Origin of the sequence: Microcoleus sp. A2-C3, from assembly GCF_036706065.1 — a bacterium.
Classification (GTDB): domain Bacteria; phylum Cyanobacteriota; class Cyanobacteriia; order Cyanobacteriales; family Microcoleaceae; genus Microcoleus.
Window position 1 is genome coordinate 1 of the sequence record NZ_JAUBVX010000066.1, and the last position, 12,118, is coordinate 12,118.

The window sequence follows — 12,118 nt, forward strand, 5'->3', positions numbered from 1 at the left end:
TCTCTTTGAATACAGCTCAATAGTTTTATTATATCATATTAGTTGTTTTGTGTAATTAATTTTGTTGAGCTACTTAAGTAGGGTGCGTCAGCTACGAAGATGTTTAGGAAAAACTCACAATCTCATAGCTGACGCACCATTTATTAGCTGGTGCGTCAGAATGAGATTGTCCGTGATGATTGAGAATTACCTTTCCTGACGCACTCTACCGCTGACTATTTGTGAGGTGCGTCGCTATGAGATTGTCGATCGACTTTCAGGACTTTTCTGTGGCGACACACCCTACGACTACTACCTCATCTCATAACCAAACAAATTCGGATCGACCTCACCCAAATTCAAATCAGCCAAACCATACTCAGCCCAACGCCGATCGACCATCGCCACCATATCAGGATCGGACTCCAAAACTTCCCCCCATTCGTGATCGGTTTCCGGCGGCATCTTCGTAGTAGCATCAATCCCCATTCTGCCTCCCAAACCAATCTTTTCACTGGCAAAATCTAACGTATCAAAAGGCGTATTCGGCAGAATAAATACATCCCGAACCGGATCGACTTTAGAACTAATTGCCCAAACTACTTGACGCGGGTCGCGAATGTTGATACTTTTATCGACAACAATCACAAACTTAGTGTAAGTAAACTGCGGTAATGCACTCCAAAATGCTAAAGCAGCCCTGCGCGCTTGACCGGGATATGCTTTATCAATGGAAATAATTGCGGCCTTGTAACTCAGCGCTTCCATTGGTAAGAAGAAATCCACTATTTCCGATACTTGCTGCCGCAAAATAGGGGTGTAAATGCGGTTGAGCGCGATCGCCATCATAGCCTCTTCCTTCGGCGGCCGCCCGCTAAATGTGGTTAAATAAATCGGGTCTTTGCGGTGCGTCATACAGTTAAACCGAACCAGCGGCGAATCTTCCACGCCGCCGTAATAACCCATGTGGTCGCCAAAGGGCCCGTCTGGCAAAACTTCACCCGGTGTAATCGTTCCTTCTAATACGATTTCCGAGTCCGCAGGTACTTCTAAATCTACTGTTTTGCACTTCGCCAATTGCACGCCGGAACCGCCGTAAAGTCCGGCAAATAACCATTCGGATAAATCTACAGGAATCGGTGTGGCGGCGGCGAGAATAATCAGCGGATCAACTCCCAGGGCGATCGCAACTTCCAACTTTTTACCAGCCTGCGCCGCTTTCCGCAAGTGCCGCGCGCCGCCCCGGACAGATAACCAGTGTACAGTCATCGTGTTTTTTGACTGCAATTGCAACCGATAAACGCCCACATTCGGCGTACCGGTTTCGCAATCCTTGGTAATTACCAAACCGAGGGTGATAATTTTGCCCGCATCTCCCGGATAGGGGCGAATCATCGGGATTTTGTTCAAATCCACGCCTTCTCCCTCAAATACCACTTGCTGACAAGCTGGGAAGAAGTCGCGGCCTGGTTTGGCTTTCACTACGTCGAACAAAACTTTGCCGAATTCTATGGCTTGGGATATCTTTTTGGGCGGTTTTGGCTGTTGTAGCATTCCCAATTTTTTGCCGAGCTCTTCTAGTTCGATCGGCTTTTCCATGTTCATCGCCCAGCAAACCCGTTCTTCTGTACCCAACAGGTTAATCGCCACGGGGAATTCTGCCCCTTTGACGTTTTCAAACAAAAGTCCGGGCCCGCCTTTGACCAGCATTTGGTTGGAAATTTCGGCAATTTCGAGGTCGGAATCGACTAAAGCGCTAATTCGGCGCAGTTGTCCCCTTTCTTCTAGGAGTTTCAGGAATCCCCGCAAGTCTCTTGCCATTTTTTTAAGATTTGTTAAGTGTCTCTACTATTATGGGGCGATCGGGCGATCGAGTGGGGGTGAGGGGCGATCGCCCGATCGCCAAATAATTTTCTACTGTTATCGTTAACTCTATGATTTGGTATTTCTTTAAATCGATCAAAAAATGAGTTGAGCTAATCTTTATTTGAAATACTCTTAACCATAATTTAAACAAAGCTTATTTTTTTCTTATTTAATCTAAGTTTAACCAAAATTTAAAACAAGCTTATCCTTTTATATCCCTTTGTTTGGGGATTTCAGTCTATCCTATGGGAGAGATTTGTAAAGCTTGCTATTAATATTGAGGACGAGGAGTTATGGTTTTCTTCACTAAAGGCTGGCGACGTGGCTTTATAGTTTCGCTAGCGGTAGCAGCATTTTCGCTAAGTTTGATTAGTTCTGCTGTAGCTGCTGTCACACTAAACGGTTCGGGAGCAACTTTTCCTAAACCTTTGTACGATCGCTACTTCTCCCAAATGAGAAGTGCAAATCAAATTACCGTAAACTACGAAGGTACTGGCTCCGGCGCTGGCATCAAAGCATTAATTGCAGGTACTGTGGATTTCGCAGGCAGCGACGCGCTGATGACGCCTGCACAAATCTCTCAGGTAAAGCGCGGCGTGATCGCAATTCCGACTGCTGGCGGCGCGGTTGCAGTTGTATACAACTTGCCCGGAGTCAACAATGTCAAACTGAATGCCGATGCCATGAAAGGCATCTTTGAAGGCAAAATTACTCGCTGGAACGATGCGAAAATCGCAGGGATTGCCGGACAAGCTAAAAATTTGCCAAATAGTGCAATTCGAGTAGTTGTGCGCGCAGACAGCAGCGGTACAACCTTTATTTTTTCTAACCACTTGCAAGCCATTGGCAGCAGCATCAAAAGTGCCGCTCAACCGAGTTGGCCCGGTAGCCCTCTCAGCGGTCAAGGAAATCCTGGCGTAGCAGGTTTGGTGAAACAAACGGCTGGTTCAATTGGCTACGTTCAAGATACTTACGCTCGGCAAAACAATCTCCAAACAGCGTTTATTCAAAATAAAGCTGGTCGATTTGTAGATCCTAGCTTGGCAGAAGCAGAGAAAGCTTTAGCAGGGGAAACCTATCCAGCAGACTTCCGCTTAGTTGAAGGAAATCCACGCGATGGATATCCAATCGTTGGCTTGACTTGGCTGTTAATCCACAAAGAGTATCCTGCTGCGAAAGCAGATGCTATTAAAAAGATGGTTAATTGGGTAATGACAACAGGTCAAGGTCTCAACAAAGGATTAGAGTATACCTCGATTCCTCAAGCAACAGCTAAAAAGGTGATTCAAGCAGTTAATCAGACTGTAGTTGCTAAAGGTTAATTCGGAGATTTTCAGGGAGTTTTGAGTCATAGATTTGACTCAAAACTCATAACTTGCAGGGGCAGGAGTGCGCAGTGCGCACCCTACAAAATCGTTTCAGGGGCAGGAGTGCGTACTGCACAATCTACTAGCTAGTTTCAGGTAAGGTGCGCCACAAGCACCTTACAAGCTAGTCTCTCAGTCAAACATTTTGCTGTTTACGCCATAACTCTGGTATGACCAATTCTTCAAAGAAACCCAAAAAATCGACTCAAAAGACTGCTGAAATCACCACTCACGTAGACTTGACTAATACGAAGGGTGAAGGTTTGTGGCTGGAGTCGGGATTTACTGTATTTGTATGGGCTTTTGCTATAGCGACGGCGGGCATCCTGTTCTGGATGAGCGGGATAATTTTTAAGGATGCTTGGCCTGCTATTAGCAAGTTTGGATTGGAGTTTTTGTGGAATCCCAAATGGGATATCGGAGAGTTGCAGTTTGGGGCTTTGCCGTTTATTTACGGTACAGTAGTTAGTTCTGCGATCGCCATTATCATCGCACTTCCTCTAGGACTTTCCGTAGCTATCGTTACCAGCGAGAACTTTTTGCCTGCTTGGGTGCGATCGCCCTTGGGATTCATGGTTGAATTAATATCAGCCATTCCCAGCGTCATCTTTGGCTTGTGGGGAATCTTTGTCTTAATTCCCTTTCTGCTGCCTTTACAGCAGTCGCTATTCAACAATTTTAGTTGGTTTCCGCTCTTCAGTAGCGAACCTTTTGGGCCGGGAATGCTGCCCGCTGGAATACTTTTATCGATTATGATTCTGCCCACAGTAGCCGCCATCAGCCGCGATGTCTTGCTGTCAGTTCCAGTAGATTTGCGGAGTGCTTCAATGTCCCTCGGAGCCACCCGCTGGGAAACCATATTTAAGCTATTATTACCAGCAGCAAGTTCCGGAATTATCGGAGCAACCATCTTAGCATTGGGACGCGCTTTGGGCGAAACAATGGCAGTCACAATGGTAATTGGCAACTCGATTCAAATCAACAAATCTATATTAGCTCCCGGCTACTCAATTCCCGCTGTTTTGGCAAGTCAATTTCGGGAAGCTCAAGAAGAACTGCACATCGGCTCTTTAATGTATTTAGCCCTAATTTTATTTGTGATTACCCTATTGGTGAACGCAGTCGCAGTCTTGCTAGTGCAGCTAATCGGCGTTAAAGGAGCTAAGAATTAACAATGACTCAAGCACAAAATTTAAACAGTATTATGGATGCAGAAATATACAAACCCCTGTCACTAAGCCGAAATTTGTTCAGCCAGGGAATGACAGTTATTGCCTTCGCTCTTACAGGTCTTGCCCTGCTGCCTTTGTTCGCTATTTTGTACAAAATTTTGGGAGAAGGACTGACACATTTAAGCTGGGAAGTGCTAGTATCTCTGCCCGCACCCGTCGGAGTTGAAGACCAGCCCAACGGCTTTGCAAATGCGATTCTTGGTACAGCTTTAATGGTGGGAATTGCCACATTATTTAGTGTACCAATTGGCGTGATGACGGGAATATTTTTGTCAGAGTTTGGTCGGGAAAATAAGGCGATTGCGAATACCATCCGTTTTATCACCGTCATTCTCAGCAGTGTTCCCTCAATTGTTGTCGGTGTGTTTGCTTACGCTTTAATTGTTGTAACAACCAAGGCATTTTCAGGATTAGCTGGCGGCATTGCTCTGGGTATTATCATGCTGCCCGTTGTGGCGCTGACAACAGAACAAGCATTAAAATTAGTGCCGACTTCTTACCGCCTCGCTTCTGCTGGCTTGGGAGGCGGACGCTTTCAAACTATTTTTCGGATTATTATTCCATCAGCACTCCCGACTATTACCACAGGCATTTTACTCGCAGCTTCCCGCGCCGCCGGCGAAACTGCACCCCTAATTGTAACTGCTTTGTCGAGCCAATTTTGGCCTCCTTTAGTGGAGAAATTGGGCGAAATAGTTCAGTCTCCCGTCGGCGCAGAAACCATCTTAAAAATCCAAGAAATCCCAGAAACACTCCTGACTCCAACTCCTTCTATGTCAGTATTAATATACAGTTACGCCAGCTCTCCTTACAAGGAGCAGAACGAATTGGCTTGGACTGCCGCTTCTGTCCTTTTGGGAATGGTTTTAGTTACTAGCTTAGCCTCCCGCGCCGTCACTCGCAAACGCTTGCAAGATAGGTAAATTGCGTGGGAAGGAAGAAGGAAGAAGGAAGAAGGAAGAAGGAAGAGGGAAGAAGGAAGAGGGAAGAAGGAAGAGAGAAGAAGGAAGAGACAAGAGGGAAGCCCAAGGGCTTCGCTCAGGGTAAAAAGAGGGTAAAAATAGCTATTTGTCTATCCGTGATTTCGGAAATGAGTGCATAGCTATCAAGACGAACTAAATAATGCCATCTGGTAAAATTTTGCATCTAAAAATCTACCACCAACACTAGACAAACTGCAAATAATGACACCTAAAAGTAACTTAAAGTCAGAAAAATATAGCGACCAATTCCTAGAAGATGCGACTCCTGAAATCGACCCAAATGCCATGCCAGCATTGCGGGTTCAGGACTTGAGTTTCTCCTACGGAACTCACAAAGTGCTCGAAAATTTGTCGATGAATATCCCTCACCCGCAAGTGACGGCGATTATCGGCCCTTCAGGTTGTGGGAAATCAACGTTTCTTAAAGCTCTCAACCGCATCGGCGAATTGGAAGGAAAAGTTCAAATCAAAGGCAGGGTTGAGTTTTTTGGACAGGATATTTACAGTCCGAAAGTCAATATTAATAGTTTGCGCCGCCAAATGGGGATGGTGTTTCAAAGGCCGAATCCTTTTCCGCTGAGCATTTACGATAATATTGCTTATGGAGTCCGCATTTTTGGTCGCAAAAGCAAAGCAGAATTAGATGAAATTGTAGAATCGGCGCTAAAAAGTGCGGCGCTTTGGGATGAGGTGAAAGATAATTTGAAGAAGTCGGCGCAGGGGATTTCGGGGGGACAGCAGCAGCGGCTTTGTATTGCTCGCGCTTTGGCAGTAAAGCCAAAAATTTTGCTGATGGATGAGCCTTGTTCTGCTTTAGATCCGATTTCTACTATGAAGATTGAGGAGTTGTTTCAGACTCTGCGACAGCAGTTGACTGTGGTGATTGTAACACACAATATGCAGCAGGCGGCTCGGGTTTCTGATTATACGGCTTTCTTTAATACTGATGAAAGTCGCATCGGCCACATGGTGGAATTTGGGCCGACAAGTCGGATTTTTACTTCTGCAAGTGATTCGAGTACGAGGGATTATATTCAAGGTCGTTTCGGTTAATAAGTAGAAGGAAGAAGGAAGAAGGAAGAAGGAAGAAGGAAGAAGGAAGAATGTTTATACAGCAAGCTTTTTAGCCATCTGTATCTTACTTTTAACTAAGTGGATTTACTTGCTTACACCTTGAACCTCTTTCAGAACAGGTAAGATGCCTGTTCCACAACAGGCAAATATTTTTGTGGAGCAGGCATCTTGCCTGCTATAGTTATGGAAACCGCCAAGGTTCAACCGGACGTTATATCGTTTCCGGTTGCATCGGAATGATTTAACCGCAGAGAACACAGAGGGAGACTAGAGAGATATGAATAATTCCGATGAAGAGCGGAATTAATATTATTAATTGCTGAAACTATTGCGGGAAATTGCAATTTTCTTCTTCCTTCTTCCTTCTTCCTTCAACATCTGGCTATATGTCTTCACCATTGCTAAAGCGAGAATTGGGTGTTTTTGGCGCAACTCTGATGGGACTCGGCTCAATCGTGGGTACTGGGGTATTTGTGAGTATCGGGATTGCGGCCCAAATTGCGGGGCAGGGAGTGATTCTTGCTGTGGCTATTGCGGCTTTAGTTGCTGTCTGCAATGGACTTAACAGCGCTCAGTTGGCCGCGAGTCACCCTGTTAGTGGCGGTACTTATGAATATGGTTATAAATATCTGAATCCTTGGCTGGGTTTTACTGCCGGCTGGATGTTTTTGTTGGCTAAAACGGCTTCGGCTGCTACTGCTGCTTTGGGTTTTGCGGGGTATTTTTTAAATGCAGTTGGTGTTGCCGATCGCACTTACCTAATCCTAACAGCATTAATCGCCCTCGCCGTCCTAACTTTAATTGTCTTGACCGGAATCAGGCGATCGAATATTGCCAATACAGCCACAGTCTCAGTTACACTCTTATCTCTGGCTGTCTTTATCGCTGCGGGTTTGCCAGAGGTAAGGTGGGAAAAAATGTCCGCGCTAGAGAATGATAGCTCGATCAGCTCCATCCTCCACGCCACCGCCCTAATGTTTGTCGCCTACACCGGTTACGGCCGCATCGCCACAATGAGCGAAGAAGTGCGGGAACCTAGGAAAACCATTCCCAAAGCCATAATTTTTACTTTGGTGCTGACAATGCTGCTTTACGTGGCGGTAGCAATAGTTGTCGCAGGTGCGGGAGGAGCAGATAAATTGTCCTTGCAAACAGGCGCTGCGGCTGCACCCTTGGAAGTCATCGCCCGCAGTTTTCCAATTCCCGGAGTTTCGCAACTGCTAGCCGTCGGCGCAATTACCGCCATGCTGGGAGTCTTGCTGAACTTAATTTTAGGGCTGTCGCGCGTCTGGCTGGCGATGGGGCGGCGCTTGGATGTGCCGAGAGTCTTGGCGCGGCTGAATCCTGCGGGGACAACGCCCTATGTGGCTGTGATATTTGTCGAAATTACGATCGCACTTTTAATTTTAGTCGGCGATGTCAAAACCACTTGGTCATTCAGCGCCTTTAGCGTTTTGATTTATTACGCCATCACCAACCTCGCAGCGCTGCAACTTTCCCCCGCCCAAAGGCTTTACCCGCAGTGGCTGGCTTGGGTTGGATTGGCTGCGTGTCTGTTTCTGGCTTTCTGGGTGGAGAGGCAAATTTGGCTGACTGGGTTGGCGTTAATTGCTGCCGGTTGGATTTGGCGGGCGATCGTCCGGCGACCGACAAGAAACTAACATTATGATAGATTGAGACACCATCCCGCATTGTAGAGGGCCATGCCCGATCGAACTTCCTTCCTAGCCACTCAAGAATCAGTCGCATTCAGCGCCATCAGTCGCTATATCGCTCAAACACTAATTGCCATTCAGGAAAAGCATCCCGAATGGATAGCTGAAAAATACAGGAAAACCCCCTGGGCCAAACCTGATTTTCAGTCCGTTTTGATTGAAAAATTGACCAAAAGTTTCAAAGTAGCCAGCGATACAAATTCCCTGCTGCTGACTGCGAAAAAATATCTCCAAATTCTGCTGATTCCAGAATTCATTAATTCATCTCAATTCAGCAAATTATTTGCCAAAATTCAGCAGCTAGCCGAATCCCAAATAGCACCAGCTAAATCACCAAACTCAGATTCCCCAAAACCTCCAACTCCCACCGCCTATCAAACAAATTCGCTTCCTATCGGCATTGCCATCTTGCTGCTAGATGTCGAAAACTTGCAACTCACCATCGAAACCGAAAAATTTCTAGAAGGAATTTGCCACTATCCCATCCAAATCAAAGTAGCCTTTGCCAACTGGCGCAGCATGGGCAAAAAAGATGCCGAATTTCACCAGCGCGGCTATCAACTGATTCACGTGCCCCCCGGCAAAGACAGCGCCGACTTAAAAATGGCAACAGTAGGCGCATCAATTTTCGTACATTATCCCACAGCCAAAGAGATTTTTGTCTGTTCGTCCGATCGCGCCCTCACCCACCTCAGCAACACACTGCAAGCCCACGGACTAACCGTATTTCAAGTCCGCAAGCAAACAGATAAAATCATAGTTTTAAACAGCAAAACCGGACAAGTGGAAACCCATTCTCTCGTAATCATACCGGAAATTACACCCGTAGAACAATTAGTTATTCAGCTAAAAGAATTAATCAAAAAAGAGCAACAACGCACTTCAGCTCAGTGGATAAAACTTTCTACAATTTCAGCTTTGTTTAGACAAAATCATGGTTTAGTCCTCAATGAAGTTGTTGCCCATCATTTACTCGGCAGTAAAACCAAGGATATTTTTCTCAAATATCCAACCGATTTTGTCGTCCACAAACCCTCAGAAATTTCTCAAACTTATGTCACTCTTTTTGAAGTCAAATTGTCACCCCCACCCCCAATACTCAATAAAGAAAATCTCAATCACAACGAAGAACCACCAGCCAGATTGACAGATATTAATTCCTTGGAAGACTTAGAAAAAGCTCTGGTCAAAATAGTTAGCGACTTGACCGACAACTCTCCTCACAATTCTGTATTCCTCTCCAATGTAGGCAGCGAATTTCACAAACAATACGGCAAACAAATTACCCAAATAATTAAAGAGTTTAATATCGGTAGAAAATTTCCTAAATTTTTACAATCCTGCACGTCTCTCCAGCTAAATAAAGCCGAAAAAGGCTGGCAAGTTTCCCTGAATTAATCAAACAGTAATAGACATCTTGCAAAAATAGCTAGGACGGGCAAGATGCCCATTCCAAATTTTTTTTTTTCTTGTGGAATGGGCATCTTGCCCATTCCAAAATTTGATTAAAAGGACTTTTGCAAGAGGTCTAATTAGGAAATGGATCATGGTAATCGGTAATCGGTGATAGGATGGCGATTACCTCACGAAAGTTGAGAACCGCTGTAATTCCCAATTCCCAATAGACAAGATTGCACTCGTTCCCAAATTATCTTGAAATTATCTGCGTTTATCTGCCTATAATCTGCGGTTTTCGTATTAATCAAATATTTATACAATCTTGTTTAATGACCAATGCCCTATTCCCCATGCCCTATGCCCCATGCCCCATGCCCCATAACTTGAGTTATCATACAATCGGGACGTAAAGAAATGTAAAGCGATATGCAGGACAAAGTTGTAGTTGTAGTGGGTGCGACAGGCGGCATCGGTTCAGCGGTAGCCCGCAAACTCGCTGATGCAGGTGCGACGCTAGTGCTCGCCGCCAGAGATAGCAGTAAATTAGACGCTTTAGCTAGCGAACTTTCGGCAACAGAGGTACTGTGCGTACCGACAGATATCACCCATTTGCAGCAAGTCGAGACGCTGATGCAGACAACTGTCGAACATTTCGGACAAATTGATGCCCTCGTAAACGCCGCTGGTGCCGGAATTCTCAAGCAGTGGAACAAGTTAGAACCCGCTGATTTAGATGCGATGCTTGACTTGAACTTGAAAGGCAGTTTTTACACATCTCAAGCAGCCGCAAATGTGATGAAAGACCGCAAATCCGGCCACATTTGCAATGTCATCGGGATTTTAGGCAAGCATTCGATGGCGATGGGAACCGCTTATTGTGCTTCAAAGTTTGGGGTAGTTGGTTTCAGCAAGTGCATGGCAGATGAGCTGCGTCGCTACGGCGTTAAATTTACACTATTCTATTTTGGTGGAGTCGATTCTCCGTTTTGGGATAATGTGAGTCTGAAGGTAGACCGCTCAAAAATGCTGAGTACCGAAACTGCTGCAAATGCAATTATGTTTGCTCTTGCTTCTGACCCGCAAGCTGTACCATTAGAAATTAATATTCAGCCCGAAAGTCATTTGTTCTTTTAGTAGTTTGTGGGGTGCTCTTCGGCGCACCGATTGAGTCTCTACTAAGTAGCACGTCAACCATTTTTTGCGCCCAGGACTGTTGCCGAAGGCCTCACCACCAAATTCAAGTCATCCCAGACACCGCGTTTCTTTTAAGTGCCGATGTATTTCTACCTTCAGAGGGAGCTAAGATATTCAATTTTTGGGTTATTATTAAGCGATTACACGAAAAACTAATGAAAAATCTCCATTCCTCAGTCTCTCCCTTGCAGTTGAGTCCTGAAAATCAGCCGATTTTCCATTTTTCACTTTCCATTTTCAACTATTGATTATGGAATTCGATCGCATTCTGTTTTACGTTGAAAATGCTAAAGTATCCCGCGACTGGTTTGTCAGCCACTTAGGCTTTCAATCAATAGCAGGTTCTTCCAACAGCCACACTCGCACTGAAGCTGTCAGCAGCGGCAATGTCTGTTTTGTTTTATCTTCGCCCCTGACACCCGCTAGTCCCGCTGCTAGTTGGTTGAAGTTTCATCCTCCCGGCATTGCCGATGTCGGCTTTCGGGTAAAAAATATCGAATTAGCAGTAGCTAGAGCGCAGGTGGCAGGCGCTCAAATTCTGGAACCGATTCAAAAAGACATCACAGCAACGGGCCGTTTTAAGCGGGCAAAAATCTCTGGTTGGGGAGATTTAAGTCATACGCTAGTTGAGCGAATTGGAGAAAATTTAGTGCTAGCTTCTGGTAAGCTGCCGCTGTTTACTTCGATCGATCATGTAGTGTTAAATGTTGAAGTGGGCGATTTGTCAAGTGCTGTTAGTTGGTATCAAAAAATATTAGGTTTTGATCCTCAGCAAAATTTTGACATTCAGACTGAGAAGTCGGCTTTACGCAGTCAAGTTATGGTGCACGCTGAAGGTGGGGTGCAATTCCCGATTAATGAACCGGCATCGGCTAATTCTCAAATTCAAGAGTTTTTGAGTGCAAATCGAGGGCCGGGAATTCAGCACATGGCTTTGCAAACTGCTGATATTGTAGGTGTTGTTACCGATTTGCGATCGCGCGGTTTGCCTTTTCTGCCAGTTCCTTCAACATATTACTCCGAATTGCAACAGCGGCAAAACTATTTGCCCGCAGATTGGCAAGCAATCGCAGCTTCTGAAGTTTTGGCAGATTGGCAAGAAGATACTCCCGCTGCGATGCTGCTGCAAATCTTTACCCAGCCAATTTTTGCAGAACCGACTTTCTTTGTCGAGATTATTGAACGCCGAGTTAGTTTAGTTAATGGTAAACAGGTGCAAGCTGGAGGTTTTGGGGCTGGGAATTTTCGGGCTTTGTTTGAGGCAATTGAACGGGAACAAATGAAGAGGGGAAGTTTGATCGATGATTGAT

At 45.4% G+C, this 12,118-nt stretch carries 11 protein-coding genes; 9 read left to right on the forward strand and 2 right to left on the reverse strand.

The window, feature by feature from the left end; translation table 11 throughout:
* Positions 1-291: 291 nt before the first annotated feature.
* Both QUB66_RS26000 and QUB66_RS26005 read right to left on the reverse strand, forming a co-directional pair.
* Positions 292-1,800 carry a UbiD family decarboxylase gene (locus tag QUB66_RS26000; RefSeq protein ID WP_332970211.1) on the reverse strand — a complete coding sequence of 503 codons (1,509 nt, stop codon included), beginning with the start codon at positions 1,798-1,800 and terminating at the stop codon, positions 292-294.
* 4 nt (positions 1,801-1,804) lie between these two features.
* Positions 1,805-1,942 carry a hypothetical protein gene (locus tag QUB66_RS26005; protein WP_332970210.1) on the reverse strand — a complete coding sequence of 46 codons (138 nt, stop codon included), beginning with the start codon at positions 1,940-1,942 and terminating at the stop codon, positions 1,805-1,807.
* 196 nt (positions 1,943-2,138) lie between these two features.
* On the opposite strand from QUB66_RS26005, the gene pstS reads away from it, so the two are divergent.
* From pstS to hppD, 9 genes are all read left to right on the forward strand, one after another.
* Positions 2,139-3,167: a phosphate ABC transporter substrate-binding protein PstS gene (gene pstS / locus QUB66_RS26010; RefSeq protein WP_332970208.1), complete on the forward strand. Its 1,029-nt coding sequence runs from the start codon at positions 2,139-2,141 to the stop codon at positions 3,165-3,167.
* 215 nt (positions 3,168-3,382) lie between these two features.
* Positions 3,383-4,384 carry a phosphate ABC transporter permease subunit PstC gene (gene pstC, locus QUB66_RS26015; protein ID WP_332970207.1) on the forward strand — a complete coding sequence of 334 codons (1,002 nt, stop codon included), beginning with the start codon at positions 3,383-3,385 and terminating at the stop codon, positions 4,382-4,384.
* Between the two features lie 2 nt (positions 4,385-4,386).
* Positions 4,387-5,367, forward strand: a complete 981-nt coding sequence (pstA, locus tag QUB66_RS26020) for a phosphate ABC transporter permease PstA (RefSeq protein WP_332970206.1) — start codon at positions 4,387-4,389, stop codon at positions 5,365-5,367.
* A 1-nt stretch (position 5,368) separates the two neighbouring features.
* Entirely contained in the window at positions 5,369-5,491 is a 123-nt protein-coding gene (locus QUB66_RS26025) for a hypothetical protein (protein WP_332970205.1), read from the forward strand.
* 137 nt (positions 5,492-5,628) lie between these two features.
* Entirely contained in the window at positions 5,629-6,480 is an 852-nt protein-coding gene (gene pstB / locus QUB66_RS26030) for a phosphate ABC transporter ATP-binding protein PstB (RefSeq protein ID WP_332970204.1), read from the forward strand.
* 407 nt (positions 6,481-6,887) lie between these two features.
* Positions 6,888-8,162, forward strand: a complete 1,275-nt coding sequence (locus QUB66_RS26035; RefSeq protein ID WP_332970203.1) for an APC family permease — start codon at positions 6,888-6,890, stop codon at positions 8,160-8,162.
* A 42-nt stretch (positions 8,163-8,204) separates the two neighbouring features.
* Entirely contained in the window at positions 8,205-9,614 is a 1,410-nt protein-coding gene (locus QUB66_RS26040; RefSeq protein ID WP_332970202.1) for an NYN domain-containing protein, read from the forward strand.
* A gap of 426 nt (positions 9,615-10,040) precedes the next feature.
* On the forward strand, positions 10,041-10,748 hold the full coding sequence (locus QUB66_RS26045) for an SDR family oxidoreductase (RefSeq protein ID WP_265235387.1): 708 nt from the start codon (positions 10,041-10,043) through the stop codon (positions 10,746-10,748).
* Positions 10,749-11,058: 310 nt separating this feature from the next.
* On the forward strand, positions 11,059-12,117 hold the full coding sequence (gene hppD, locus QUB66_RS26050; RefSeq protein WP_332970201.1) for a 4-hydroxyphenylpyruvate dioxygenase: 1,059 nt from the start codon (positions 11,059-11,061) through the stop codon (positions 12,115-12,117).
* Position 12,118: the final 1 nt, after the last annotated feature.

Excerpts from the sequence above, each read along its gene's own strand:
- QUB66_RS26000 (WP_332970211.1), bottom strand. The coding sequence starts at position 1,800 with ATGGCAAGAGACTTGCGGGGATTCCTGAAACTCCTAGAAGAAAGGGGA.
- pstS (WP_332970208.1), top strand. The coding sequence starts at position 2,139 with ATGGTTTTCTTCACTAAAGGCTGGCGACGTGGCTTTATAGTTTCGCTA.
- pstC (WP_332970207.1), top strand. The coding sequence starts at position 3,383 with ATGACCAATTCTTCAAAGAAACCCAAAAAATCGACTCAAAAGACTGCT.
- pstA (WP_332970206.1), top strand. The coding sequence starts at position 4,387 with ATGACTCAAGCACAAAATTTAAACAGTATTATGGATGCAGAAATATAC.
- pstB (WP_332970204.1), top strand. The coding sequence starts at position 5,629 with ATGACACCTAAAAGTAACTTAAAGTCAGAAAAATATAGCGACCAATTC.
- QUB66_RS26035 (WP_332970203.1), top strand. The coding sequence starts at position 6,888 with ATGTCTTCACCATTGCTAAAGCGAGAATTGGGTGTTTTTGGCGCAACT.
- QUB66_RS26040 (WP_332970202.1), top strand. The coding sequence starts at position 8,205 with ATGCCCGATCGAACTTCCTTCCTAGCCACTCAAGAATCAGTCGCATTC.
- QUB66_RS26045 (WP_265235387.1), top strand. The coding sequence starts at position 10,041 with ATGCAGGACAAAGTTGTAGTTGTAGTGGGTGCGACAGGCGGCATCGGT.
- hppD (WP_332970201.1), top strand. The coding sequence starts at position 11,059 with ATGGAATTCGATCGCATTCTGTTTTACGTTGAAAATGCTAAAGTATCC.